We start from the raw sequence: 25,713 nt of genomic DNA on the forward strand, positions 1-25,713 counted from the left end.
CAAATTAAAGAAATTTAGAAAGAAGTTTTTAAAATGTTTATTATTTTAGGGATTATTATCATGTTATTGGCGATTTATCTCTTTTATGCTCTGATTTATCCAGAGAGGTTTTAGGGGGAACAGATGTTACAAATTATTTTCGTATTGGCAGTGGCCATATTATTAATGATACCTACAGGTAAATACCTTTATCACATAGCAACAGATCAAAAGACCTTTGCAGATCCGGTCATGGATAAATTTGATGGCTTTATATATAAATTGATTGCTATGAAAAAACAGCCCATGACTTGGAAAAAATACGCGCTATCTCTAGTATTAACAAATGCTGTAATGGTTTTTATTGGTTATTTAATTTTGAGAATTCAAGAAATTCCCTTTCTAAATCCTAACCACATTGGGGCAATGGAGCAAAGTCTAAGTTTTAATACAGTAATTTCATTTATCACTAATACTAACTTACAAAACTATTCTGGAGAGTCTGCCCTTTCCTATATGAGTCAAATGATTGTCATTACCTTTATGATGTTTACATCAGCAGCTTCTGGTTTTGCAGCCTCAATGGCTTTCATTCGAGGACTGTCTGGAAAATACAAAGATATGGAAAATTTCTATTATGATTTTGTACGAGTGATTACTCGTGTATTACTTCCATTTTCTATTATTGGCGCTTTATTATTGATATCACAAGGCGTTCCTCAGACATTAGTACATAATTTAACAATTACAACCCTTGAAGGGAAAATGCAAGATATTGCTCTAGGCCCAGTGGCAGCACTTGAAATCATCAAACATTTGGGAACAAATGGCGGCGGCTTTTTTGCAGCAAATTCAGCAATGCCCTTTGAAAATCCAAATATTATTACAAATATAATTGAAATGCTATCAATGATGTTATTACCTGGTTCGATATTATTTGCGTTTGGATATATGGTTTCAGATAGTCATCAAGAAAATAAATTATTAAATTCTCAATTAAAAAGTAAAAGAAGATTTTTCTTAGGAAAAGAGGCTCGACCATTATTTATCGTGATGAGTGTTTTATTTTTAATCGGGCTTACAATAATTATTTGGGCTGAGTCCAAAGGTAATCCTATTTTACAGCACCTAGGCTTAAGTCAAGCTATGGGTAACATGGAAGGGAAAGAAACTAGATTTGGCACAAATATGTCAGCTTTATTTACCGAAATTACTACTGCTTTCACAACAGGTTCTGTAAATAACATGCATGATAGTCTGGCACCATTAAGTGGTGGTATTGCCATGATTAATATGATGCTTAATCTTGTTTTTGGAGGAAAAGGCGTTGGATTAATGAATATGATTCTCTACGTTCTTTTGACAGTATTCATCTGTGGTTTAATGATTGGCCGAACTCCTGTTTACTTAGGGAAAAAAATTGAAGGAAAAGAAATGAAATTGACTGCTCTAGCAATTATCATACACCCTTTAATTATTTTAAGTTTTACGGCACTAGCCGTTTCTGTTTCCGCGGGTATTGCTGGAGTATCCAATCCTGGTTTTCACGGTTTATCGCAAATTGTTTATCAGTATACATCTTCGGCGGCGAACAACGGTTCGGGTTTTGAGGGGTTAAAAGATAATACCGCTTTTTGGAATATTACGACAGGAGTTGCTATATTTTTAGGCCGATATCTCATTTTAATTATTCAACTTGCGATTGCTTCATCATTAATGATGAAAAGGTCGGTAAATAATTCTGTAGGTTCACTTAAAACAGATAGTGGAACTTTCACCGTCGTTCTATTTGTAATAGTGATTGTAATATCAGCATTAACATTTTTACCAGTTTTGGTTCTTGGACCAATCGCTGAATCTTTAACATTATGAGGCTTATGATGATTTCTAAAAATAAAAAACTATTGAATCAAGAGATTCTAAAAAGTTCTATCAAAGGAGCTTTTATCAAACTTAATCCAGCATATATGATGAAAAATCCAGTCATGTTTGTCGTTGAGGTTGGATTTACTATTACATTAATTCTATCTATTTTTCCTAACTTATTTGGGACAGTTCAATCGTCAAGTCAAATTTATAATATAATTGTGACTTTAATCTTATTCTTAACAATTCTTTTTGCTAATTTTGCAGAATCTGTCGCTGAAGGCAGAGGAAAAGCTCAGGCGGAGAGCTTGAAAAAAACGCAAAAAAATATGAAAGCAAGAATTATTAATAAAGATAAAGCTACTAATCAGATTAAGGAAACTATTATTGATGCAATTGAGTTAAAAAAAGATGATTTAGTTCTAGTTAAAGCAGGTGAATTGATACCAAGTGATGGAGAAGTGATTGAAGGAATTGCTTCCGTCGATGAATCGGCAATAACAGGAGAATCTGCTCCTGTTGTAAAAGAATCTGGTGGTGACTTTGCCTCAGTAACAGGAGGAACAACTGTTTCAAGCGACTGGCTCAAGATAAAAATCACTTCTAGTTCAGGAGAATCATTTCTTGATAAAATGATTTCTCTTGTTGAAGGAGCCTCACGGAAAAAAACGCCAAATGAAATAGCATTAAATACTCTACTTGTGAGTTTAACTATTATTTTCTTAATAGTTATTGTGACACTCTACCCCATTGCTTCTTTTGTTCATGTGAAGTTAAGTGTAACGACACTCATTGCCTTAACGGTCTGCTTAATTCCAACAACAATTGGTGGCTTACTATCGGCAATTGGGATCGCTGGAATGGATAGAGTGACACGTTTTAATGTGATTGCAATGTCTGGTAAAGCAGTTGAAGCCAGTGGTGATGTGGATACTATGATTTTAGATAAAACGGGAACAATTACATTTGGTAATAGAATGGCCGCAAAATTTCTTCCAGTAAACGGTGTTTCTTTAGAAGAATTGACAGAAAATGCTGTTTTAACTTCATTGAAAGATGAAACACCAGAAGGCAAGTCTATTATTAGATTAGCAGAAGAACAAGAAGATAAGGACTTTATGACTCCAGCTGAAATGACTTTTGTAGAGTTCACCGCTCAAACAAGAATGAGTGGAGTTGATTTTCCGACAGGAAAGACAATTCGCAAAGGAGCAACAGATGCTGTGATTGATTATATTCAACAACAAGGAGGGGGAGTTCCTAATGATTTGAAGAGAATTACCGATGAAATATCTTCGGTAGGCGGCACCCCATTGGTAGTTTCAGAAGATTCAAAGATTCTGGGAGTTATCTATTTAAAAGATACAATAAAGCCAGGATTGGTAGAACGGTTTGCTCGTTTACGTGAAATGGGAATTAAAACAATTATGTGTACTGGTGATAATCCTTTGACGGCCGCAACGATTGCTCAAGAAGCTGGGGTTGATAGTTATATCGCTGAATGTAAGCCAGAGGATAAAATCAAAGCAATAAAAGTTGAACAAAACGATGGAAAAGTTGTTGCAATGACAGGGGATGGAACTAATGATGCACCAGCACTAGCACAAGCTGACGTTGGTATTGCAATGAATTCAGGGACAAGTGCGGCCAAAGAAGCAGCAAATATGGTAGATTTAGACAGTGATCCGACTAAAATTCTTGATATTGTAGAGATTGGTAAACAACTTTTAATTACAAGAGGAGCACTAACAACATTTTCTATTGCCAATGATATCGCCAAATATTTTGCGATTATTCCCGCAATGTTTATGCTTGCTATTCCACAAATTCATATTTTAAATATTATGAATCTTGCAACGCCTTCCAGTGCAATATTATCAGCATTAATTTTTAATGCAATAATCATTCCACTTTTAATCCCTCTAGCGATGAAGGGCGTAAAATATAAACCACAGCATTCGGATAAAATGCTGACACATAATATGTTAGTTTATGGTTTAGGGGGAGTTATTGCTCCATTCATTGGAATAAAAATTATTGACTTAATCATTGCTCCGTTATTGCACATGATTGGTCTTTAATGCTAAAAGGAGAAGTGATGAGAAAAATATTTAAAGAATTAAAAACACCTTTTCTAGTTACAGTGGTTTTTACAGTGATTTGTGGTCTTTTCTATCCATTGCTCATAACAGGTCTGGGACAAAGTATCTTTCCCTATCAGGCTAATGGTAGTCTTATCGTTAATAAGGGGAAAGTGATAGGATCTGAATTAATTGGGCAACAATTTTCTGATGAAGGGTTCATGAAGGGACGTCCCTCAGCTGTTAATTATAATACTTATACTGCAAAAGAAAAATCTGAGGGTAAATATTTGGGAGTGGCTTCAGGCTCACAAAATTTATCACCTAGTAATCCCTTACTAAAAAAACGAGTAGAGAGTGATTTACAAAACTTTCTAAATAATAATCCGAGCATAAATAAAAAAGATATTCCTACAGATTTATTGACATCATCAGGTTCAGGCCTTGATCCTAGCATTAGCCAACAGAGTGCCCTGATTCAAATTCCTCAAATTTCGAAGTCTACAGGTATAAGCGTAGATAATTTGAAAAAAATTATTGATAAAAATACTCAAAATAAAACTTTAGGATTTCTAGGTGAAAAAACAGTCAATGTATTAAAAGTTAATCTTGAAATTTACAATCAATTAAGTGAAAAAAGTGATTAATAACGTAAAAAAAGAAAAAACTATAAATCACTATGATTTATAGTTTTTTTAGATATTCTCTTTTTATAAAAATAGTATGGAAAGATTTTAAGACTATCTTTCCAATTGTATACTTCTAAAAATAAGCATTTACTGATGGTAACATAAAAAGTAAGAAGTTTTAAATTAGCGATAAATTAAACCAAAAATGATTTAGAATACACAATTAGATAACAGAAAATCAACGGTCCTGGTTTATGAGAAATATTTTGGTGAGAATTATTCTAAGGAACCCTTTCAAAGAAGCTAAAAAATACCAGTGAAGTATTAACAATTTTTGAAATTTCTATCGAAAAAATTAATGGATTAGGACATGAAATGGAATAAAATCGTTTGGTTCAATTAACATATATATAAAACATGTTGGCAAAAAAATTAAAAAAATGTATAATATAGAGTACATGTAATTAATGTAACATTTTTATAATTAAAAAAAGTCTGATGAATAAGGTATTTAAACAGTTAGTTGTTTAAATATCATGATGTTCCGTAACATATTATAATAAGACTCCGAAAAATTAAGATTTTTCGGAGTCTTTTTGTGCTGAAAAATACATAATATGCCACTTATGATTCGTTACGATTCCCATACCATGACTTTTATTTACTTAATTGTTTTATTTTAAATACCTTTTTTTTTTCAGTATTTTTGTAAATGCTGTTTTAAGCGAATTGTTCATATATAAGTATAACAGAACAGTCACAGTACTTTCCGAAAAATCTTAATTTTTCTGAAAATTAGATTTTGATATTTTGAAAGGAAAAGCGATGGAAGAAAGTATATTTTATAAGAGAGTTAGAAAGCTAGCGACTGATTTAGGAAAATCATTTAATCAAATCGAAAAAGAATTAGGATATTCTCGAAATGCCTTAAGTAATTATAAAACACAAACCATGCCATCAGCCATTCGGTTATTAGAGTTAGCAGAGTATTTTGATGTAACACCAAGATATTTACTAGGGATGGATAAAATTTGTTCAAAAAATCATGAAGAAAGAGATTTTGCAGAGTTTCTTTTTAAAAGTCTTGATAAAAATCAAAAAATTGAAATATGTAAGTTTTCGCAAAACTGGATGTTGCAAGAATTAAAGGAGGAACAATCTCACAATTAAAAAGAATTTAGAGATTGTATGGAGTTTATTTATTATGATAATAAAAAATAAGATGGTAAAAAGACTTATAAGTACTTTTTTAATGTCATTATTGCTTGCATCAATGATGTTAGTAATTGGAGCTGGAAAGGTTTATGCTCAAGGTTCAGTTTCGAGTACGAGTCTACAGGTCTCTGCCGATGGTTCTGATTACTATATCATAGGTTCTGACTTTTATAATCACTTCGTTAGGCCTACAACCGTTGACTTAGCGAAAAATAAAGTTGTTTATAATAAACAGATACTAACAGTATATAATGGCAGAATAGATAAATGGAAAATGTCTTTCTTGAATCAGGATTCATCAGGAAAATCCTGGTTCAAATTTTTATCTTATCCAGAAGCAACTAAAGGAGACATAAAAATTACTTATACAACGGATGGGATTAACTATTCTGATAGTAAACCAAGTCTAGAACAGCTCAAAGGCTACATGGTCGAGCTTCTTAAACCAATTGTATATCCAGATGATGCAAATAACCAAGAGAATGATATAGAGGTTTCTTTTCAACTTTCTCCTGATACTGATTACATATTGAGCAATTCCAATTTAAATAAACAGTTTATTCCTTTTAGCGGAGAGTACTGGTTACAAAATTATAGTCCTTATCCCTTTTTTACTGATCGAAATCAACTCCAATTCGTATACCCAGATTATTCTAAAGGAGTAATGGTGAAGTATGTTGATGAGGAAGGAAATGAAATTCATGATCCGCAAACTATTAGTGGTTCAAAAGGAGATGTTTATGACGCCAGTACAGATCAGTACAAATTGGTCTTAGATGGTTACACATTAGACACATCTAAACTACCACAAAATAGTATAGGAAATTTTAAAGAAGCGCTTCAAACAGTCACTTATGTTTATTCTAAAAATCCAGTGGTTGCAGCTGATGTGACAGTAAGATATGTAGATATAGAGAATAATCCTATTTCAGAAGATATCATTTTACAAGGAAATATTGGTGAAAACTATTATACTGATAAAAAAAATATTAAAGATTATACTCTAAAAGAAGTTCAAGGAAATTCATCAGGTCAGTTTTCAGAAAAGGCACAAACAGTTACTTATATATACAAAAAAAATGAGTTACCTATTGCTACAGGAAAAGTTGTTGTAAAATATATAGATACAGATGGAAAATCAATTTTAAAAGATGTTGTTAGAACTGGAACTGTTGGGGAAGATTATATAACTGAAGAAAAAAATATTTCTGGTTATACTTTTCAAGGAATTCGAGGTAATTCAAAAGGTAAATATACGGATAAAATTCAGACCATAACTTATGTTTATACTAAAAATCATATTATAAAACCAAAAGATGAATTAGTAAATTCTGGAACAAAAATAATAAATAAAACTAATCCAAAAGTTAAAAACTCCAGTTCTGAAAAATCCCAAAAACTACCTGAAACTGGTGAAAACAAAAAAAGGAGTATATTGTTTTTCATTAGTGGACTCACTCTTATAACTTTAGGGTCAACTATTATAGTATTTCGACATAAAAAAGAATAAATAAAAGGCTATCAAAGGCCTTTTTATTATTAATAGTCGAATATTGCTTACTGATTATGTTATGATAGAAAGATACAATTGGAGGAAGAAATAAATATATATGGTTCAGCTATCAGAATTAGCATCAGCACTTAATCAAACAGAAAGTAAGGGAGTATTTTCTAAACATCCTAAAGGTTTCGGATTTGTTCATCCAGAAGACTCAACAGATAAAACAAATGATATCTATATCGGTAAAAATGATACTAAATTTGCGATGGATGGGGATAAAGTTACCGTTAAAGTTACCTATCCTAAAACTGAAAAACGCGGTGCAAGTGGACAAATTACTAAAATAAATGAACGAGCCGTAGTTGATACGGTCGGGACTTACCGTTCTTTGTCAAATCGTCAAGTCAAAGCATTAGGATACAAAGGAAGAATAGAACTCTATAATGATCGAATTTCTGATACTTTATATATCAAACAACCTTTATCAGGGGTTCAAGAAGAAGATGTAGTAAGTCTTAAAATAACCCAATATCCAACCGATACCAAGACATTTGAAGGAAAAATTACAGGTATTATTGGACATAAAGGCGAAGTAGGACTAGATATTTTAGAAGTGCTTTGTGCTATGAAAATTCCACAAGAGTTCTCTTCTGAAACTTTAGCTGAGGCTGAGGCATTTTCCGAAAAATTAACTGATTCAGATTTGCAAGATCGTGAAGATTATCGGAATGAAATTACCTATACCATTGATGGAGATGATTCTAAGGATTTGGATGATGCCATCCACGTTAAAAAATTATCAAATGGACATTTTGAATTAGGAGTCCATATCGCTGACGTAAGTCATTATGTGACTGAGGGTTCTTCTTTAGATGAAGAAGCCTACTCACGCGCAACATCAGTCTATGTAACTGACCGAGTTGTTCCGATGTTGCCTGTTAAGTTATCCAATAATTTGTGTTCACTCAATGAAGCTCAAGAACGACTGACAATGTCTTGTCTAATGGAAATTGATGACAAAGGTAATATTGTCAGTTATAAAATATCACCTTCAGTCATAAAAACAACTTATCGAATGACTTATAATAATGTCAATAAAATGATTCATCAAGGACAAGAAGGTCATAGAGAAGCCCTTGAAAACTTCTATAAAATTACCGATTCGATTAAAGTAGCCGTTGAACTTCATGAAATTCTTGAAACAATGCGAAAAGACAGAGGAATGATTGAATTTGACGAGAGTGAAGCAAAAATTATTTTAGATGAAAAAGGTCATCCAATCGAAATTGTAAAACGTGATCGTGATACTGCAGAACGAATGATTGAATCCTTTATGCTGATGGCAAATGAAACTGTTGCCCTAGATTTTCAAAAGAAAAAACTACCTTCCTTATATCGAGTTCACGATAACCCTAAAGAGAAAGCTTTTGCTAAATTGATGGAAGCTGCTGCTAATGCTGGCTTTTCCTTAAATTCAGATTCTCATCAAGCCATTAATTTCTTTGCTGATGAGATTAAAGGAACAAGTTCTGAAAAGGCATTGACTTATCAACTTCGACATACGATGTCAACAGCGGTTTACTCTGAAAAAAATACAAAACATTTTGGGCTCGCAGCGACTAACTATACGCATTTCACAAGCCCAATTAGGCGTTATCCTGATTTAATTATCCATCGTTTATTACATTTATATCCTTCTGACCATTCTAACCGTACTAAAGACGAATGGAAAGAACGTTTACCTGAAATTGCTAGCCATTCTTCTGATATGGAACACCGTGCGGTCGTCACTGAACGAATTATTGATGCAATGAAAAAAGCAGAATATATGTCAGAGCGGATTGGAGAAGTTTACACTGGTACAATTACAGGCCTGCAAAAATTTGGAATCTTTGTTGCATTAGATAATACAGTTGAAGGTTTAATTCGTGTACCTAATTTACATACTGGGACTACAGAAGAACTTGAATTTGATGAAGAAGCAAGTATTTTTACAGGAAAAAAATCAGAAACAGTCTATCAAATAGGACAAGAAATAAAAATTCGTGTTATTGCTGCTAATAAACGAAAAGGAACAGTTGATTTTGAACAAATTGCTCCTGAATAAAGCCAGTCTACTATTATGTCGAATAAATAAAGGACTAATAAGATAAATTAAACTATTGAAATTTAAATATTTTCGAGTAAAATACCAGTATTTACTGGTATTTTTATTATGCTAAATAACAAGATAGATATTTTGTTAAAATAAATGTTGACTTTTAAAAATATAAGTATTATAATTCAGATAATTAAGAATTAACAAACAAGAGATGAAAGAGTAGTCTTAGGTATCAGTTGAGAGAGCCTTGTTGCTGAGAAAAGGTCTGATAATGGGATGAACCACACTCATCGCTATCTTACTCACATTATTATGTGAGCGTTAGCTGCGTTAATGCTAAGTTGTTATAACTTACCGAGGTCACTTTTGTGAAAAAGTGATAAATTAAGGTGGAACCACGATTAAACCGTCCTTTAAGCCAAGTGCTTTTAGGCGTTTTTTTTATATTATCTTTCTATTCTCGAAAGGAGAAATCTATGAGTTGGCAAAATAACCTTCGGTCAGTAAGTCCCTATATTGCAGGTGAACAACCTGAACTTACTGACATGATCAAATTAAACACTAACGAAAATCCATATCCGCCCACTAGTGTAGCTCAATTATTTAATGAACGTTATAAGACAAAAAATTTGCGTCTTTACCCAAGTACTGACGCGAAAAGTTTAAGAAAAAAATTGGCCGACTATCATCATTTAGAAGTTGAACAGGTTTTTATTGGAAATGGCTCTGACGAAGTTTTGTCACTTAGTTTTCTGACCTTTTTTAATAGTCAAAGCCCTTTATTAATGCCTGACATTACTTATTCTTTTTACCCTATTTATTGCGAACTCTATCGAATTCCCTTTCAAAAAGTCCCTGTGGATGATGATTTTAAAGTTTCAATAAAAGATTATTGTATTGAAAATGGCGGAATTGTGATTGCAAATCCTAATGCTCCAACGGCTTTGGCGCTAAATCTTAAAGATATAGAAGAAATTCTGAAAAAAAATCAAAAATCAATTGTCTTGATTGATGAAGCCTATATTGATTTTGGTGGTGAAACATGTCTTCCTTTGCTTAAAAAATACGATAATTTAGTAGTGGTTCAAACTTTTTCTAAATCACGGAGTTTGGCAGGAATTCGTTTGGGTGTAGCTTATGGCTCTGCTGAAGCAATTTCTCATTTGTATGATGTGAAAAATTCATTTAATTCCTATCCAATTGATAGTTTGGCACAAATTATTGGAGAAGCAAGTTTAATGGATGAACATTATTTTCAAAAAAACATTCAGAAAATCATTAAGACAAGAGAAGTTTTTAAAGATAATCTGGTTAATTTAGGATTTGAAGTGACTGATTCAAAGGCTAACTTTGTTTTTGTTCATCATCCAAAAGTAAAAGCAGAAGAACTTTTTAAGGCGCTTTATGAGGCAAAAATTATTGTCAGGCATTGGAATCAACCACGGATTGATGATTGGTTACGGATAACTATTGGAACTAATAAAGAAATGAACAAAGTGATTGAATTTTTAAAAGGCTATTTAAAAAAGAATGAGGAAATTGACGAATGGAAAAAATAAATTATCTGCTTCCTGAAGAATCGGCAGAAATGACCTTGAATCAAGTTAAAAGTCTACGGCAGATAGAAGGTCGTTTAAGGAAATTATTTGGCTTGAAGAATTATCAGGAAGTCATGCCTCCAAGCTTTGAATATACACAACTCTATACAGCACTTGAAAGTAATGGAAAAACTTTTAATCAAGAAAAAATGTTTCAGTTTATCAATCATGAGGGACAATCAATTACACTCCGTTATGATTTTACACTTCCTTTAGTTAGACTTTATTCGCAAATCAAGGATTCTACTAGTGCTCGTTATTCCTATTTTGGAAAAATATTTAGAAAAGAAAAACGGCATAAAGGTCGTTCAACGGAAAATTATCAGATTGGTACTGAACTTTTTGGTGAATCAGCCGATAAGTCAGAATTAGAAATTCTTAGTTTAGCCCTTCAAGTGATTGAACAGTTAGGTTTGAATAAAACGGTCTTTGAAATAGGCTCAGCAAAATTTTTTCAACGTTTATGTAATTTAGCTGACGGTTCAACAGAGTTACTTACAGAACTTTTACTCAAGAAAGATTTGAGTGGTCTTAATGCTTTTATCGAAAAAAATAATTTTTCTAAGGAATTAAGAGAACTTTTGAAAGAAATATTTATTACTAATGAGTTATCAAGGTTGGAAAATTTAGTGACAAATACAAAAGATGATGTGCTCATTTCTTCCTTTAAACAGCTTAAAGAGTTTTCAGAAAAACTTTCAATGATTAAACCGATTATCATTGATTTGGGAATGGTTCCTAAAATGGATTATTATACTGATTTAATGTTTAAAGCTTACAGTTCAGCAGCGAATCAACCTATTTTATCAGGAGGAAGATATGACCAACTATTAAGTAATTTTCAAGAAGAGGCGGTTGCCATTGGTTTTTGTTGTCATATGGACACCATTCTAAAGGCTCTGGAAAGACAAGAATTGGAGGAAGACAATGATTAAAATCGCCATAACTAAAGGACGAATCCAAAAACAAGTCACAAATTTATTGGAAAATGCAAACTATGATGTTGAACCAATTCTAAATCTAGGACGTGAATTACAAATTAAAACGAAAGATGATTTACAAATCATTTTTGGAAAAGCTAATGATGTCATTACTTTTTTAGAACATGGAATTGTTGATATTGGCTTTGTTGGTAAAGATACGCTTGATGAAAATGATTTTGATGATTATTATGAATTATTGGATTTAAAAATTGGGCAGTGTATTTTTGCCCTTGCTTCCTATCCTGACTTTTCAAATAAAAATTTTCAAAGACGTAAACGAATTGCTTCAAAATATCCAAGAGTGACAAAAAAATATTTTGCTCAAAAGCAAGAAGATATTGAAATTATCAAGTTGGAAGGCTCTGTTGAGCTTGGACCAGTTGTTGGTTTAGCCGATGCAATTGTTGACATTGTCGAAACAGGAAATACTTTATCTGCAAATGGTTTAGAGGTCATTGAAAAAATCAGTGACATTTCAACACGGATGATTGTCAATAAATCTAGTTTCAAATTTAAAAAAGATAAAATTATAGAAATGGTGGAGAGGTTAGAAGATGATCAAACAAATTGATTATCAAGGAAAGCTTGAAGAAATTGCTGAAAAATTTCAAGGTCGAAAAACAGAAGTATCAAAAGAAGTTAATAAAACTGTTCAACAGATTGTAGAAGACATTCAAAAAAGTGGAGATACTGCCTTATTTAACTATGCTAAAAAGTTCGATGGTTATGATGTGAATACTAGTAATTTACTCGTCACGCCCATGGAACGTGAAACAGGACTAGAACAAATTGATGAGGATTATTTTAGAATTCTTAGACGCACCAAATCACAAATCGAAGAATTTCATAAGCACCAACTGGGAAATTCATGGAATATTTTTAAGGAAAATGGTGTTATCATGGGACAAATTGCGCGTCCTCTGGAACGTGTTGCTCTCTATGTTCCCGGAGGAACGGCTGCATATCCCTCAACAGTCATTATGAATGCTGTTCCAGCGCTTTTAGCAGGCGTCAAAGAAATTATTATGATTACCCCAGTTAAAGCTGATGGAAAAGTAAATCCAAATATTTTAGCAGCTGCTGAAGTTTGTGGAATAGAAACAATCTATAAAGTGGGTGGAGCACAAGGTGTTGCCGCCGTTGCGTATGGGACAGAATCTATTCCCAAAGTTGATAAGATTGTCGGACCCGGAAATATTTTTGTGGCTACAGCTAAGAAAATCTGTTATGGGGTGGTAGATATTGATATGATAGCCGGTCCGTCAGAAGTTCTAGTTATTGCTGACAAAACTGCCAATCCAAAATATATCGCTGCTGATTTAATGGCTCAAGCAGAACATGATAAACTTGCGTCAGCGATTCTAGTGACGACTTCTGAAAAACTTGTTCAAGAAGTAGATGAGGAATTAAATAGACAAGTTCAAAATTTGGAACGTCGTGAAATCATTGAAAGTTCCATCAGGAATTACGGTGGAGCCATTGTTGTAAAAAATATTGATGAAGCCTTTGATGTTTCCAATCAGCTGGCTCCAGAACATTTAGAAGTTTTGACTAGTGAACCTTTAACCCAACTTCCAAAAATCAAAAATGCTGGCTCAATTTTTATTGGAGAGTATACGCCAGAACCGTTAGGCGACTATATGTCAGGAAGCAATCATGTCTTACCAACTGGAGGAACAGCCAAATTTTACTCTGGTTTGGGTGTTTATAATTTTATAAAATATTTGACTTATAGCTATTATCCTAAAGAAGTTTTGGGTGCCTTTAAAGAGGATGTTGAGACATTTGCAAAATCAGAAGGATTGACGGCTCATGCTAACTCAATTTCTGTGAGATTTGATGAAATGTAATACTTGAGACAAGATTTTCAAAATTTATTGGTCAAGGCGTGAGGAGCCACATGGATTTTAAAATATTGAATAAGAAAAATAGTAGGGAGAAAAACATGACAAAACAAGAAAATTATTACGCAGAAGTTTTCGAAAAACCATGGGGTCGGATGTTCTATGACTTACTTTTTCCACAGCTCCTACCAAATTTGACAAAAGATTCAAAAATTCTGAGTTTCGGCTCTGGATTTGGACGGACGGAAACATTTTTGGAGGAAAAGGGATTTGAAGTCACGGGCTATGAGCCTGATGTAGAAAAGCTCGAGATGATGTCTGACCAAACTTTTCGTCAGTTGACAGGAACTTTTGACGACTTTGCAGAAACTGTTAAAAATGAGCGTTACGACGTGATTCTCATTCACAATGTTTTAGAATACGTCCTCGACCGAAAAGTCGTGTTGGAATTACTCTTGTCACTTTTGACAGATGGCGGCACGCTTTCTATTGTCAAGCACAGTAAGTACGGTAGCATGATAGAAATGGCAGCAGGACGTGATAATCCGCAGGCAGCGCTTGATGTTTATGAAAATGAAGCTGTCACTTCTCACAACCACGGCGATATCCTAGTTTATGACGATGATTGGCTGACAGATTTTGTGGCAAATTACAAACTGAAACTCCAAGAAAAATTTGGAATTCGTCATTTCTACGGTATTTCACAAAACGCAGAAATCAAAGAAACAGACAACTGGTATCAACCCATGCTTAAGTTAGAGCAAAAAGTAGCGAAAGACCAAACGCTGTATCCAGTCGCACGATTACATCATTTGATATTTAAAAAAACTAAGGAGAATCTGTTATGACACGCATATCACACATCACGCGTAATACCAAAGAAACACAAATCGAACTTTCCATCAATCTTGACGGCACAGGTCAAGCGGACATTAGTACAGGTATTGGTTTTCTCGACCACATGCTGACACTTCTCACCTTTCACAGCGATTTTGACTTAAAAATCATAGGACATGGGGATCATGAAACAGTAGGGATGGACCCCCACCATCTCATTGAAGATGTTGCGATTGCTCTTGGAAAATGTATCAGCAAAGCATTAGGTAATAAGCTCGGTATTCGACGTTATGGAAGTTTTACCATTCCAATGGATGAAGCTTTGGTGACTTGTGATTTAGATATTAGTGGACGACCTTATTTGGTATTTCATGCTGATTTATCAGGAAATCAAAAACTTGGTGGCTATGATACAGAAATGACTGAAGAATTTTTTCGTGCCCTTGCTTTTAATGCTGGGATTACGTTACATCTGAACGAAAATTATGGGCAAAATACGCATCATATTATTGAAGGCATGTTTAAATCTACAGCGAGGGCGCTAAAACAAGCTGTAAGTATTGATGAAGCGAAAGTTAATTTAATTCCGTCATCGAAAGGATTACTATAAATGATTGTTATCATCGACTACAATATTGGAAATCTTCAAAGTGTACAGGCCGCATTTTTACGATTGGGACAAGAAACAGTGATTTCAAGAGATTTAGAGGAAATTCGTAAAGCAGATGCACTTATTCTTCCAGGAGTTGGGGCTTTTCCTACAGCAATGAATAATCTAAAAAAGTTTAATTTGATTGAACTTATACAAGAACGAGCTGCTGCTGGAATACCAATATTGGGAATTTGTTTAGGAATGCAAGTGCTTTTTGAAAAAGGATACGAGATAGAAGAAAGACAAGGTCTTGGACTTTTAAAGGGAGAGGTAATTCCAATCAAAACTAATGAGAAAATTCCGCATATGGGATGGAATCAATTAAACCTGGCTAAAACCAGTCCAACAACTCATTATTTGTCTGATAATGATGAGGTCTATTTTGTCCATTCTTATCAGGCGACTTGTCCTGATGATGAACTCATTGCCTACACCACTTATGGCGAAGTAAAAATTCCGGCAATTGTTGGAAAAAATAATGTGATAGGCTGTCAATTTCACCCTGAAAAGAGTGGAGAAATTGGCAGAAAGATACTAAAAGCATTCTTGGAGGAAATTTAAATGAAGATTATTCCAGCAATTGATTTGCAAAATGGTGAAGCCGTGCGTCTCTACAAAGGAGATTATGATAAGAAAACGGTCTATTCAAAAAATCCCCTTGAAATTGCTCAAAAATTTGAAAGAATGGGAGCGACTGACCTCCATTTGGTTGATTTAGATGGTGCTAAGATAGGACAAACTCGTAATTTAGAGCTTGTGCGAAAAATAAAAGATGAAACAAGATTGAAAATCGAAATTGGTGGTGGAATTAGAGATTTCGATACAGTTAGAATGTATCTTGAACAAATTGGTGTGGAACGAGTGATTTTAGGAACCGCAGCGGTAGAAAAGCCTGATTTTCTTAAGGAATTATTAATTAAATATGGTCCAAGCAGAATCGTTGTTGGAGTTGATATTAGAGAGGGTTTTGTATCAACAAGTGGTTGGTTAGAAAAAACAAGTCTTCCTTACCTGTCATTTTTAAAAAAATTAGAGAGAATAGGGGTTAAAACCACTATTATTACTGATATCTCCAAAGACGGAACACTGACAGGTCCAAATTTTAAACTTTATGATGAAATTTCAAAGGAAAATTCCCTAAACGTGATTATTTCTGGAGGTGTAAAGGATAATTCTGATATTCAACGTGCAACTCGTTCTGACTTCTATGGAATTATCGTTGGGAAAGCTTACTATGAGGGGAAAATTAATCTTGAAAAGGAGTTCAGGAATGCTAACTAAAAGAATCATCCCTTGTCTTGATATTAAAAATGGTAAGGTTGTTAAAGGAATCAATTTTGTGGGTTTAAGAGAAATAGGTGATCCAGTGGAATTGGCCAAAATATATGAAGAACAGTGTGCAGATGAAATTGTTTTTCTTGATATTACAGCATCTTTTGAAGAACGTGAAATTATTGGTGAATTAATTGGTCGGGCGGCGCGTGAACTTTCAATTCCATTAACCGTTGGTGGAGGAATTCGTTCAATTGACGATTTTAGAAGAATTCTTGCTAGAGGAGCTGATAAAGTATCCGTCAACTCAGCTGCAATTGAAAATCCTGAACTTATTCGTCAAGCGGCTAACGAATTTGGCGTTCAATGTGTTGTTGTTGCTATTGATGCTAAAAAACGAGCAGACCATAGGGGATATGATGTCTATATCAAAGGTGGGCGTGAAAATGCAGGTCTTGACTTAGTTGATTGGGCTAAAAAGTGTGAAAGATTAGGAGCAGGCGAAATTTTACTAACCTCAATGGATAAGGATGGAACAAAGACAGGCTACGATTTGGAAATGCTGAATGACGTTTGTACTGCTGTTAATATTCCTGTTGTAGCAAGTGGCGGTTGTGGGAAGATTTCGGACATTGTTGAAGTTTTTCAAAATACAAGAAGCGATGCTGCCCTTGTTGCTTCATTATTTCATTATGGCGAAGCAACAGTTGATGAAGTTAAAGACGAACTTATAAAAAATAATATTCCAGCAAGAATTATTAAGAAGGAGACATTATGAGACCAGATTTTCATAAGCAGGAACTTATTCCTGTTGTTGTTCAAGATTATCAAACAAATCAAGTATTAATGCTTGCCTATACAAATGAAGTGGCTTTTGAGAAAATGCTTGAAACTGGTGAAACTTGGTTTTGGTCACGTTCACGACAAAAACTTTGGCACAAAGGAGAAGAATCAGGTCATTTTCAAAAAATAAAAGGAATGCGTTTGGATTGCGACCAAGATACTTTATTGGTTTTTGTTGAACAAATTGGTAATGCTTGCCATACCGGAACTTACTCTTGTTTTTATGATGAAATTATTCCTTTTGATGACTCTGATATTTTTAGTGAGTTGGAGAAGCAAATCATCGACCGAAAGTTACATCCAGTCGAAAAATCTTATACGAATTATTTGCTTGGAGAGGGCATTGATAAAGTATTAAAAAAAGTTGGTGAAGAAGCAAGTGAAGTGATTATTGCTAGTAAAAATTCAGATAAAGGAGAACTTTTAGGAGAAATTGATGATTTACTTTATCACTTGTTTGTATTAATGAATCAGCAAGGTATTTCTCTAGAAGAAGTACGGCAAAAAGCAAAAGAACGGCATCAGCTAGAGGGAAATAAGAAGGAATTTCATACAAGGACGGCAGATTAAATGAAAAAATTAGATTATCATTTCCACTCTCATTTTTCGGCTGATAGTGAGGAGCTTCCTAGAAAGCATGTGACAGAAGCTATAGCACATGGTTTAGAAGAAATTTGTTTTACAGAGCATCGAGATTTTTATTTTCCAGGAATGGATTTTTCATTAAATCTACCTGAATATTTTCAAGAAATTAATCAATTGCAAGCGGAATTTAAAGATAAAATTAAAATAAAAATTGGTTTGGAAATGGGAATTGATTTACGTTTTAAATCAGAAATTAATCAGTTTATTGATTCGGCTTCTTTTGATTTTGTGATTGCCTCTGTTCATGAAATTGGAGATATTGAAGTTTATGACGGAACAGAATTTTATCTACAGAAAACAAAAGAAGAAGCACAAAGAGAATATCTTTTAGCTTGTTTAGATGTTGTTCAAAATTTTGAGACTTATAATTCATTTGGTCATTTAGATTATGTTGCTAGATATGGGCCTTACACGGATAAATCAATAAAGTTTGCAGAGAATCGGGAGATTTTATTTGAAATCTTGCGGGCTTTAGCTTCAAAAGAAAAAGCCTTAGAAATAAATACTAGATTGTTTGATGATCCGAAAACTGAACAATTTTATAGTGATTTATTGATTAATTTTAAAAGATTAGGTGGAAAATTTATAACTTTAGGAACGGACAGTCATATAGCAAAGCGTGATTGGCTTTCAATTCGTAAAGCAAGAACTCTAATTAAAAAAGCTGGTTTTCACGAACTAGCAACTTTTAATGGGATGAAAATTGATAAAAATAAAAAGTCTATTAAAGAATAATAGACTTTTTATATTATGATGCTAAATCTTTCTCAAGTAGCGCAAGACGTTCTTGAACTTCTTGATTTGATAGTTGGTGGGCTTTGATGTAACGGTTATTGGGATGAACTCGACATTCATGTGAACAAGCACCAAGATATTTTGCTTCGTTTTCCTCTGAAGCTAACATTTGTCTGTTACATTCTGGATTTCCGCAATTGATGTAACGTTCACATGGGCTTCCATCAAACCAATCACGTCCGACAATGACATGTTCTTTTTGGTTGATTGGAACTGCGATTCGGTTATCAAAAACATACATTTGTCCGTCCCAGAGATCTCCTTGAACTTCTGGGTCTTTTCCGTATGTGGCAATTCCTCCGTGAAGTTGACCAACGTCTTTGAAGCCTTCACGAACGAGCCATCCTGAAAATTTTTCACAACGTATTCCACCGGTACAGTAGGTTAAAACACGTTTTTCCATGAATTGTTCTTTGTTATCTCGAATCCACTGAGGGAGTTCTCTAAAACTTCTTATTTCTGGACGAATGGCGCCACGAAAATGTCCTAAGTCAAATTCATAATCATTTCGTGCATCAATTACTACTGTATTTTCATCAAGCATGGCCTCACGAAACTCTTTTGGATCAAGATAAGCCCCAGTAAGTTCCAAGGGATTGACGTCATCTTCTAAACTTAAATTGACTAATTCAGGGCGATAACGGACATGCATTTTCTTAAAAGCATTTTGCTCGGCTTCATCAATTTTGAAAATTGTTGAGCTAAAGCGAGGGTCATTTTTCATCAATTCCATGTAGGCATTTGTTTGCTCGATAGTACCAGAAACAGTTCCGTTGATACCTTCGTCAGCAACTAAAATGCGTCCTTTTAAACCTAATTCTTTACAGTCTGCGAGGTGTTTTTGGGCAAAAGTTTCTCCATCTTCAATTGGGACATATTGGTAATATAATAAAACTCGATAATCTTGAGTCATAATTTCTCCTTAATCTTATTAGTACATTAGAATCCATTATAATTTAATCATTTTATGTCTACCTAAAGCAACAAAATTGCTTGTATATTTTCTAACAAGCTTAATTATTGTGGATTTAATTGAATATTAAAGGGAGAAGTTGTAATCTATTTGTTGTTAAATTCTTGTTAATACAAATAAATGCATTAAATATTATTATTTTATTGACAATTTAAAATATTAAGAGTATTATAATGTAAATTAACAAAAAAAGAGGAACTTGAAATGACATACACACAATTTTCATTGTTGTTGATCAAGGTGGACCTACATTAGCTTTTGTGGCTAAAATATGTGGGTCCTGTTTGGCGATAGTCATTTCGAGGACCGAGAGACGTCCTCACGGGCGTCTTTTTTGTTTCTTAATAAAAAAATAGAGGTAATATTATGCGAAAAATTGAATTCTTTGACACAAGTTTGAGAGATGGCGAACAGACACCGGGCGTTAGTTTCTCCATTTCAGAAAAAGTAACGATTGCTAAACAACTGGAAAAATGGGGGATTTCTGTCATAGAGGCTGGTTTTCCTGCGGCAAGTCCAGATAGTTTTGAAGCAGTAAAGCAAATTGCTGATTCTTTGAATGATACGGCTGTCACTGCATTAGCTCGTTGTGTTATCTCAGATATCGATAAAGCGGTTGAAGCGGTAAAGGGGGCTAAATATCCGCAAATTCATGTTTTCATTGCCACTTCACCTATTCACATGAAATATAAACTTAAAATCAGTCCCGAAGAAGTTTTGAAAAATATTGATAAATGTGTGAAATACGCACGTGAACGGGTTGAGGTTGTTGAGTTTTCTCCAGAGGATGCAACAAGAACGGAGTTGAATTTTCTTTTAGAGGCTGTTCAAACGGCTGTCGATGCTGGAGCAACTTATATTAATATTCCTGACACTGTCGGTTATACGACGCCAGAAGAATATGGAAAAATTTTTAAATTTTTGATTGATAATACTAAGTCTGAGAGAGAAATTATTTTTAGTCCACATTGTCATGATGATTTAGGAATGGCTGTAGCTAATTCATTAGCTGCAATTAAAGCTGGGGCTGGGAGAATTGAAGGAACTGTCAATGGTATTGGAGAGCGAGCTGGGAATGCTGCTCTTGAAGAAATTGCTGTGGCACTACATATTCGTAAAGATTTTTATCAGGCACAAAGTCCTTTAAAACTTTCAGAAACTGCTGCAACGGCAGAACTAATTTCACAATTTTCAGGAATTGCTATTCCAAAAAATAAAGCAATTGTTGGTGCTAATGCTTTTGCACACGAATCAGGAATTCATCAAGATGGTGTCCTTAAAAATGCTGAAACTTATGAAATTATTACACCAGAACTTGTCGGAATAAAGCATAATTCGTTGCCTTTAGGTAAACTTTCTGGTCGTCATGCTTTTAGTGAAAAATTGACGGAACTTAATATTGCTTATGACGATGAAAGTCTTGCAATTTTATTTGAAAAATTTAAAAAGTTAGCTGACAAGAAAAAAGAAATTACTGACGCAGATATTCATGCCTTGTTTACAGGAGAAACGGTAAAAAATCTAGCTGGATTTATACTTGATAATGTTCAAATTGATGGGCACAAAGCACTGGTGCAACTAAAAAATCAAGAAGAGGAAATTTATGTTAGCCAAGGAGAGGGGTCAGGTTCAGTGGATGCAATTTTTAAAGCTATTGATAAAGTCTTTAATCATCAACTAAAATTAATTTCCTATTCAGTTGATGCTGTAACTGATGGAATTGATGCACAAGCAACGACTTTGGTTTCTGTTGAAAATCTATCTACAGGCACTATATTTAATGCTAAAGGTGTTGATTATGATGTATTGAAAGGAAGCGCCATTGCTTACATGAACGCTAATGTTTTAGTTCAAAAAGAAAATTTACAAGGAAAGGTTGAACAAATTTCAGCTCATGATGGAATTTAAGGTGAAAAATATTGTCTAAAAAAATTGTGACACTTGCGGGAGATGGAATTGGGCCAGAAATTATGTCAGCTGGTTTAAGTGTTTTAAAAGCTGTCAGTAAAAAAATTGATTTTGAGTATGAATTAGAAGCTAAAGATTTTGGAGGAATTGCAATTGATAAGCATGGTCATCCTTTACCAGAAGAAACTTTGCAAGCAGTTAAAAATGCTGACGCAATCTTGCTCGCTGCAATTGGTCATCCTAAATACAACAATGCAAAAGTTAGACCAGAACAAGGGCTACTTACTTTACGAAAAGAATTAGGACTGTATGCTAATGTTCGTCCATTAAAAATTTATCCGGCTCTAAAAAAACTTTCTCCCATCCGAAATGTTGAAAATGTTGATTTCCTAGTGATTCGCGAACTGACAGGGGGAATCTATTTCGGTCAGCATGAATTGGCAGATGATAAAGCACGAGATGTCAATGATTATTCTGCTGATGAAATAAGAAGAATTCTTCATTTTGCTTTCAAAAGTGCTCAAAGTCGGCCCAGAAAATTACTGACTTCGGTTGATAAACAAAATGTCCTTGCAACTTCTAAATTATGGCGAAAAATGGCAGATGAAATTGCTGACGAATATCCTGATGTACGATTAGAGCACCAATTGGTCGATTCTTGTGCGATGTTACTGATTACTAATTCGCAACAATTTGATGTGATAGTCACTGAAAATCTATTTGGTGATATTCTCTCTGATGAAGCAAGTAGTTTGGCCGGTAGCTTAGGAGTGATGCCTTCGAGTTCGCATGGATTTAACGGTTTAGCACTCTATGAGCCAATTCATGGTTCGGCACCAGATATTGCAGGAAAAGGAATTGCGAACCCTGTTTCGATGATTCTATCAATTGCCATGATGCTAAGAGAATCTTTTGGGCAAGAAGATGGGGCTGCGATGATTGAGAAAGCCGTAACCCAAACTTTTACTGACGGAATTTTGACTAAAGATTTAGGTGGGACTGCAACAACTAAAGAAATGACAGAAGCAATCCTGAAAAATTGTCAGTAAAATGCGATTGAATAGTGAGCATTTTAGTTGTAGATAAAAGAACCGTCAGCGCAGCTGACAATTCTGTCAGTAATTGCGATTGAATAGTGAGCATTTTATACAAAATTACTGACAGAATTTGTCAGAATAAATTTTTAAAAAAGGAAATAAAAAATGTCAGGTAAAACAATATTTGATAAACTTTGGGATCAGCATGTGATTGCTGGAAATGAGGGAGAACCTCAACTGCTTTATATTGACCTTCATGTTATTCATGAGGTTACGAGTCCGCAAGCATTTCAGGGCTTACGCGAAGCAGGACGTCGTGTTCGGAGAAAAGATTTGACATACGGAACTCTTGACCACAATGTTCCAACACAAGATATTTTTAATATTCAAGATTTGATTTCTAAAAAACAAATTGATACTTTTACTAAAAATGTCAAAGAATTTGATGTTCCAGCGGAGACTCATGGTGGAAAAGGACAAGGAATTGTTCACATGGTAGCACCTGAATCTGGCAGAACTCAACCGGGAAAAACAATTGTTTGTGGCGATAGTCATACCGCAACAAATGGAGCATTTGGTGCAATTGCTTTTGGAATTGGTACAAGTGAAGTTGAACATGTTCTTGCAACTCAAACCATTTGGCAAGTTAAACCCAAGCGTATGAAAATTGAATTTCAAGGTCATCCACAAAAAGGAATTTATAGCAAAGACTTTATCCTCGCATTAATTGCTAAATATGGTGTGGATGCAGGTGTAGGTTATGCGGTTGAATATAGTGGGGATGCTATCAGTGATTTAAGCATGGAAGAACGGATGACAATCTGTAACATGTCAATTGAATTTGGGGCAAAAATTGGCCTGATGAATCCTGATGAAAAAACTTATGACTATGTCAAAGGGCGTGAACATGCACCTAAAAACTTTGATGAAGCTGTCAGTAAATGGGAAAAACTTGTCAGTGATTCTGATGCACAATACGATAAGATTTTAAGTCTTGATGTCAGCCAGTTGAAACCAATGGTGACATGGGGAACAAATCCCGGAATGGGCCTAGAATTTGGCGAAAAGTTTCCGGAAATTAACAATGATTTGAATTATGAACGTGCTTATCAGTACATGGATTTAAAGCCAGGCCAAACTGCTTCTGATATTGATTTAGGCTATATTTTCATTGGTTCTTGTACGAATGCTAGACTTGGTGATTTAGAAGAAGCTGCAAAAATTATTGGAGACAGACATATTGCTGATGGACTAACAGGAATTGTCGTCCCTGGAAGCAGACCTGTGAAAGAAGCGGCTGAAGCACAAGGGCTTGATAAAATTTTTAAAGAAGCTGGTTTTGAATGGCGGGAACCGGGTTGCTCAGCCTGTCTTGGAATGAATCCTGACCAAATTCCAGAATACGTTCATTGTGCTTCAACCTCTAATCGAAATTTTGAAGGACGTCAAGGACATAATGCAAGAACGCACCTGTGCTCTCCAGCTATGGCCGCTGCCGCCGCAATCGCTGGTAAATTTGTAGATGTTAGAACGCTCGTAACAGATTAGTCTGTAGAAAGAAAAAAAGATGGAAAAATTCACGATTTACAAAGGGACAAGTGTTCCAGTCATGAACGATAATATTGACACAGACCAAATTATTCCTAAACAATTTTTGAAAGCAATCGATAAAAAGGGCTTTGGGAAAAATTTATTTTATGAATGGCGTTATCTTAAAGATTACGATGAGAATCCTGATTTTATTTTGAATGCTCCAAAATACAAAAAAGCTTCTCTGTTAATTTCAGGAGATAATTTTGGTTCTGGTTCTTCAAGAGAACATGCGGCATGGGCCTTATCAGATTACGGCTTTCGGGCAATTATTGCTGGCTCTTACTCAGATATTTTTTATAATAATGCTTTAAAAAATGGCTTGTTACCAATTAAACAACCAAGAGAAGTTCTAAATCAACTGACAAAACTGTCAAGTCAAGAAGAAATTACAATTGATTTACCCCATCAGCTAATCATCACAAGCCTTGGTGACTTTCATTTTGAGATTGACCCCATTTGGAAAGATAAATTAATTAATGGCTTAGATGATATTGGAATAACCTTGCAATATGAAGAAGCAATCTCAGCTTACGAACAAAAAAATCAATAAGAGCGAGCCTAAAATGACAATTATTAATTTAAAGAATGTAAATCTTACTCGAAATAAAAAAGAAATTCTTAAAGATATTACTTGGAAAGTAAATCCCGGCGAAAATTGGGTTATTCTGGGCCTCAACGGCTCTGGAAAATCAAGTCTTTTGAAATTGATTTTAGCAGAAGAATGGAAAACTTCTGGCGAAATCACTGTTTTAAATACTCAATTTGGAAATGGAGAAATTCCTAAGTTGAGAAAAAGAATCAGCGTAGTTGGCTCATTTATTGCTGAAAGATTTCAACCAAATATTAAGGCTGAAAACCTTGTTTATACTGGGAAATTTAATTCGAGCATGCTCTATAAACCCTACACAGATCAGGAACTTGATGAGGCCCGTCAGCTTTTAAGACAAATGGGCGCAAAATCACTTATTGGCCGAAATTATGCCAGCCTTTCTCAAGGGGAAAAGCAAGTTCTTCTTATTGCTAGGAGCTTAATTTTAAAGCCTGAGCTTTTAATTTTGGACGAAGCAACGAACGGTTTAGATTTATTTGCTAAAGAAAAATTATTAAAGCAACTGCAGCAGATTAATCAATTAAAAACCGCACCAACACTCATTTATATTTCTCATCATCCCGATGAAATCACTGATATTTTTACTCACCTTTTACTTTTAAGAGAAGGAAAAGTGATTCAATCAGGGAAAAAAGAAAACTTATTAAATGAAAAGATACTTACTGATTTTTATCAAGAAAAAGTAGAAGTTCACCGTTTTGAGCAGAAATATTTTGTAATTCCTGCTAACTGAGAAAGGAAAGCAAAAGTA

The 25,713-nt window shown here is 34.2% G+C and carries 24 protein-coding genes; 23 read left to right on the forward strand and 1 reads right to left on the reverse strand.

Annotated elements, in window-relative coordinates; genetic code table 11:
* Positions 1 to 33: 33 nt before the first annotated feature.
* The 18 genes from kdpF to IAE52_RS01545 all read left to right on the forward strand — a co-directional run bounded on the left by kdpF (position 34) and on the right by IAE52_RS01545 (position 18,781).
* Complete coding sequence (gene kdpF, locus IAE52_RS11670) at positions 34 to 114, forward strand: K(+)-transporting ATPase subunit F (protein ID WP_072285303.1); 81 nt, start codon at positions 34 to 36, stop codon at positions 112 to 114.
* A gap of 9 nt (positions 115 to 123) precedes the next feature.
* Complete coding sequence (locus IAE52_RS01465; protein ID WP_109990881.1) at positions 124 to 1,851, forward strand: potassium-transporting ATPase subunit KdpA; 1,728 nt, start codon at positions 124 to 126, stop codon at positions 1,849 to 1,851.
* 8 nt (positions 1,852 to 1,859) lie between these two features.
* Positions 1,860 to 3,926, forward strand: coding sequence for a potassium-transporting ATPase subunit KdpB (gene kdpB / locus IAE52_RS01470; protein ID WP_103054739.1), 2,067 nt, complete (start codon positions 1,860 to 1,862; stop codon positions 3,924 to 3,926).
* Positions 3,927 to 3,943: 17 nt separating this feature from the next.
* Positions 3,944 to 4,573: a K(+)-transporting ATPase subunit C gene (locus IAE52_RS01475; protein WP_033899568.1), complete on the forward strand. Its 630-nt coding sequence runs from the start codon at positions 3,944 to 3,946 to the stop codon at positions 4,571 to 4,573.
* Between the two features lie 807 nt (positions 4,574 to 5,380).
* On the forward strand, positions 5,381 to 5,725 hold the full coding sequence (locus IAE52_RS01480) for a helix-turn-helix transcriptional regulator (RefSeq protein ID WP_021721680.1): 345 nt from the start codon (positions 5,381 to 5,383) through the stop codon (positions 5,723 to 5,725).
* A gap of 34 nt (positions 5,726 to 5,759) precedes the next feature.
* The gene (locus tag IAE52_RS01485) at positions 5,760 to 7,280 is read left to right on the forward strand and encodes a MucBP domain-containing protein (protein ID WP_058206567.1); all 1,521 of its coding nucleotides are present in this window, start codon (positions 5,760 to 5,762) and stop codon (positions 7,278 to 7,280) included.
* 100 nt (positions 7,281 to 7,380) lie between these two features.
* Positions 7,381 to 9,378: a ribonuclease R gene (rnr, locus tag IAE52_RS01490; protein WP_033899574.1), complete on the forward strand. Its 1,998-nt coding sequence runs from the start codon at positions 7,381 to 7,383 to the stop codon at positions 9,376 to 9,378.
* 470 nt (positions 9,379 to 9,848) lie between these two features.
* Positions 9,849 to 10,931, forward strand: coding sequence for a histidinol-phosphate transaminase (hisC, locus tag IAE52_RS01495; RefSeq protein WP_003131105.1), 1,083 nt, complete (start codon positions 9,849 to 9,851; stop codon positions 10,929 to 10,931).
* Positions 10,919 to 11,905 (forward strand): ATP phosphoribosyltransferase regulatory subunit, encoded by a 987-nt coding sequence (locus IAE52_RS01500; protein WP_200136631.1) that lies wholly within the window; start codon positions 10,919 to 10,921, stop codon positions 11,903 to 11,905. Before hisC ends, IAE52_RS01500 begins: the two co-directional genes overlap by 13 nt.
* The gene (gene hisG / locus IAE52_RS01505) at positions 11,898 to 12,524 is read left to right on the forward strand and encodes an ATP phosphoribosyltransferase (RefSeq protein WP_200136632.1); all 627 of its coding nucleotides are present in this window, start codon (positions 11,898 to 11,900) and stop codon (positions 12,522 to 12,524) included. Before IAE52_RS01500 ends, hisG begins: the two co-directional genes overlap by 8 nt.
* Entirely contained in the window at positions 12,508 to 13,803 is a 1,296-nt protein-coding gene (gene hisD, locus IAE52_RS01510) for a histidinol dehydrogenase (protein ID WP_200136633.1), read from the forward strand. Before hisG ends, hisD begins: the two co-directional genes overlap by 17 nt.
* A gap of 95 nt (positions 13,804 to 13,898) precedes the next feature.
* Positions 13,899 to 14,645: a bifunctional 2-polyprenyl-6-hydroxyphenol methylase/3-demethylubiquinol 3-O-methyltransferase UbiG gene (locus IAE52_RS01515; RefSeq protein WP_233610935.1), complete on the forward strand. Its 747-nt coding sequence runs from the start codon at positions 13,899 to 13,901 to the stop codon at positions 14,643 to 14,645.
* The gene (hisB, locus tag IAE52_RS01520; RefSeq protein ID WP_109990883.1) at positions 14,642 to 15,244 is read left to right on the forward strand and encodes an imidazoleglycerol-phosphate dehydratase HisB; all 603 of its coding nucleotides are present in this window, start codon (positions 14,642 to 14,644) and stop codon (positions 15,242 to 15,244) included. Before IAE52_RS01515 ends, hisB begins: the two co-directional genes overlap by 4 nt.
* Entirely contained in the window at positions 15,245 to 15,847 is a 603-nt protein-coding gene (hisH, locus tag IAE52_RS01525) for an imidazole glycerol phosphate synthase subunit HisH (RefSeq protein ID WP_033899582.1), read from the forward strand. It abuts the gene before it with no gap.
* Positions 15,848 to 16,567, forward strand: a complete 720-nt coding sequence (gene hisA / locus IAE52_RS01530; protein ID WP_012897810.1) for a 1-(5-phosphoribosyl)-5-[(5-phosphoribosylamino)methylideneamino]imidazole-4-carboxamide isomerase — start codon at positions 15,848 to 15,850, stop codon at positions 16,565 to 16,567.
* The gene (gene hisF, locus IAE52_RS01535) at positions 16,557 to 17,336 is read left to right on the forward strand and encodes an imidazole glycerol phosphate synthase subunit HisF (RefSeq protein WP_012897811.1); all 780 of its coding nucleotides are present in this window, start codon (positions 16,557 to 16,559) and stop codon (positions 17,334 to 17,336) included. Before hisA ends, hisF begins: the two co-directional genes overlap by 11 nt.
* Entirely contained in the window at positions 17,333 to 17,971 is a 639-nt protein-coding gene (gene hisIE / locus IAE52_RS01540; RefSeq protein ID WP_017864485.1) for a bifunctional phosphoribosyl-AMP cyclohydrolase/phosphoribosyl-ATP diphosphatase HisIE, read from the forward strand. The genes hisF and hisIE overlap by 4 nt, the downstream gene beginning before the upstream one ends.
* Positions 17,972 to 18,781 carry a histidinol-phosphatase gene (locus IAE52_RS01545; RefSeq protein ID WP_033899588.1) on the forward strand — a complete coding sequence of 270 codons (810 nt, stop codon included), beginning with the start codon at positions 17,972 to 17,974 and terminating at the stop codon, positions 18,779 to 18,781. It abuts the gene before it with no gap.
* A gap of 13 nt (positions 18,782 to 18,794) precedes the next feature.
* Here IAE52_RS01545 and IAE52_RS01550 read toward each other — a convergent pair whose 3' ends face one another.
* Positions 18,795 to 19,754, reverse strand: a complete 960-nt coding sequence (locus IAE52_RS01550) for a rhodanese-related sulfurtransferase (protein ID WP_033899590.1) — start codon at positions 19,752 to 19,754, stop codon at positions 18,795 to 18,797.
* Between the two features lie 426 nt (positions 19,755 to 20,180).
* Between IAE52_RS01550 and IAE52_RS01555 the strand changes: the two genes are divergently transcribed.
* From IAE52_RS01555 to IAE52_RS01575, 5 genes are all read left to right on the forward strand, one after another.
* On the forward strand, positions 20,181 to 21,722 hold the full coding sequence (locus IAE52_RS01555) for a 2-isopropylmalate synthase (RefSeq protein ID WP_109990885.1): 1,542 nt from the start codon (positions 20,181 to 20,183) through the stop codon (positions 21,720 to 21,722).
* Positions 21,723 to 21,733: 11 nt separating this feature from the next.
* Positions 21,734 to 22,771 (forward strand): 3-isopropylmalate dehydrogenase, encoded by a 1,038-nt coding sequence (leuB, locus tag IAE52_RS01560; protein WP_109990886.1) that lies wholly within the window; start codon positions 21,734 to 21,736, stop codon positions 22,769 to 22,771.
* Positions 22,772 to 22,924: 153 nt separating this feature from the next.
* Complete coding sequence (leuC, locus tag IAE52_RS01565; protein ID WP_017864490.1) at positions 22,925 to 24,307, forward strand: 3-isopropylmalate dehydratase large subunit; 1,383 nt, start codon at positions 22,925 to 22,927, stop codon at positions 24,305 to 24,307.
* Between the two features lie 19 nt (positions 24,308 to 24,326).
* Positions 24,327 to 24,902 carry a 3-isopropylmalate dehydratase small subunit gene (gene leuD / locus IAE52_RS01570; protein WP_003131129.1) on the forward strand — a complete coding sequence of 192 codons (576 nt, stop codon included), beginning with the start codon at positions 24,327 to 24,329 and terminating at the stop codon, positions 24,900 to 24,902.
* Between the two features lie 13 nt (positions 24,903 to 24,915).
* Complete coding sequence (locus IAE52_RS01575) at positions 24,916 to 25,695, forward strand: ABC transporter ATP-binding protein (RefSeq protein ID WP_017864491.1); 780 nt, start codon at positions 24,916 to 24,918, stop codon at positions 25,693 to 25,695.
* The last annotated feature ends 18 nt before the right edge of the window (positions 25,696 to 25,713 follow it).

This window comes from Lactococcus sp. S47, from assembly GCF_016517475.1.
In the GTDB taxonomy this organism is placed as follows: Bacteria; Bacillota; Bacilli; order Lactobacillales; family Streptococcaceae; genus Lactococcus; species Lactococcus lactis.

Coding starts and splice junctions, on each gene's coding strand:
- kdpF (WP_072285303.1), top strand. CDS start 34: ATGTTTATTATTTTAGGGATTATTATCATGTTATTGGCGATTTATCTC.
- IAE52_RS01465 (WP_109990881.1), top strand. CDS start 124: ATGTTACAAATTATTTTCGTATTGGCAGTGGCCATATTATTAATGATA.
- kdpB (WP_103054739.1), top strand. CDS start 1,860: ATGATTTCTAAAAATAAAAAACTATTGAATCAAGAGATTCTAAAAAGT.
- IAE52_RS01475 (WP_033899568.1), top strand. CDS start 3,944: ATGAGAAAAATATTTAAAGAATTAAAAACACCTTTTCTAGTTACAGTG.
- IAE52_RS01480 (WP_021721680.1), top strand. CDS start 5,381: ATGGAAGAAAGTATATTTTATAAGAGAGTTAGAAAGCTAGCGACTGAT.
- IAE52_RS01485 (WP_058206567.1), top strand. CDS start 5,760: ATGATAATAAAAAATAAGATGGTAAAAAGACTTATAAGTACTTTTTTA.
- rnr (WP_033899574.1), top strand. CDS start 7,381: ATGGTTCAGCTATCAGAATTAGCATCAGCACTTAATCAAACAGAAAGT.
- hisC (WP_003131105.1), top strand. CDS start 9,849: ATGAGTTGGCAAAATAACCTTCGGTCAGTAAGTCCCTATATTGCAGGT.
- IAE52_RS01500 (WP_200136631.1), top strand. CDS start 10,919: ATGGAAAAAATAAATTATCTGCTTCCTGAAGAATCGGCAGAAATGACC.
- hisG (WP_200136632.1), top strand. CDS start 11,898: ATGATTAAAATCGCCATAACTAAAGGACGAATCCAAAAACAAGTCACA.
- hisD (WP_200136633.1), top strand. CDS start 12,508: ATGATCAAACAAATTGATTATCAAGGAAAGCTTGAAGAAATTGCTGAA.
- IAE52_RS01515 (WP_233610935.1), top strand. CDS start 13,899: ATGACAAAACAAGAAAATTATTACGCAGAAGTTTTCGAAAAACCATGG.
- hisB (WP_109990883.1), top strand. CDS start 14,642: ATGACACGCATATCACACATCACGCGTAATACCAAAGAAACACAAATC.
- hisH (WP_033899582.1), top strand. CDS start 15,245: ATGATTGTTATCATCGACTACAATATTGGAAATCTTCAAAGTGTACAG.
- hisA (WP_012897810.1), top strand. CDS start 15,848: ATGAAGATTATTCCAGCAATTGATTTGCAAAATGGTGAAGCCGTGCGT.
- hisF (WP_012897811.1), top strand. CDS start 16,557: ATGCTAACTAAAAGAATCATCCCTTGTCTTGATATTAAAAATGGTAAG.
- hisIE (WP_017864485.1), top strand. CDS start 17,333: ATGAGACCAGATTTTCATAAGCAGGAACTTATTCCTGTTGTTGTTCAA.
- IAE52_RS01545 (WP_033899588.1), top strand. CDS start 17,972: ATGAAAAAATTAGATTATCATTTCCACTCTCATTTTTCGGCTGATAGT.
- IAE52_RS01550 (WP_033899590.1), bottom strand. CDS start 19,754: ATGACTCAAGATTATCGAGTTTTATTATATTACCAATATGTCCCAATT.
- IAE52_RS01555 (WP_109990885.1), top strand. CDS start 20,181: ATGCGAAAAATTGAATTCTTTGACACAAGTTTGAGAGATGGCGAACAG.
- leuC (WP_017864490.1), top strand. CDS start 22,925: ATGTCAGGTAAAACAATATTTGATAAACTTTGGGATCAGCATGTGATT.
- leuD (WP_003131129.1), top strand. CDS start 24,327: ATGGAAAAATTCACGATTTACAAAGGGACAAGTGTTCCAGTCATGAAC.
- IAE52_RS01575 (WP_017864491.1), top strand. CDS start 24,916: ATGACAATTATTAATTTAAAGAATGTAAATCTTACTCGAAATAAAAAA.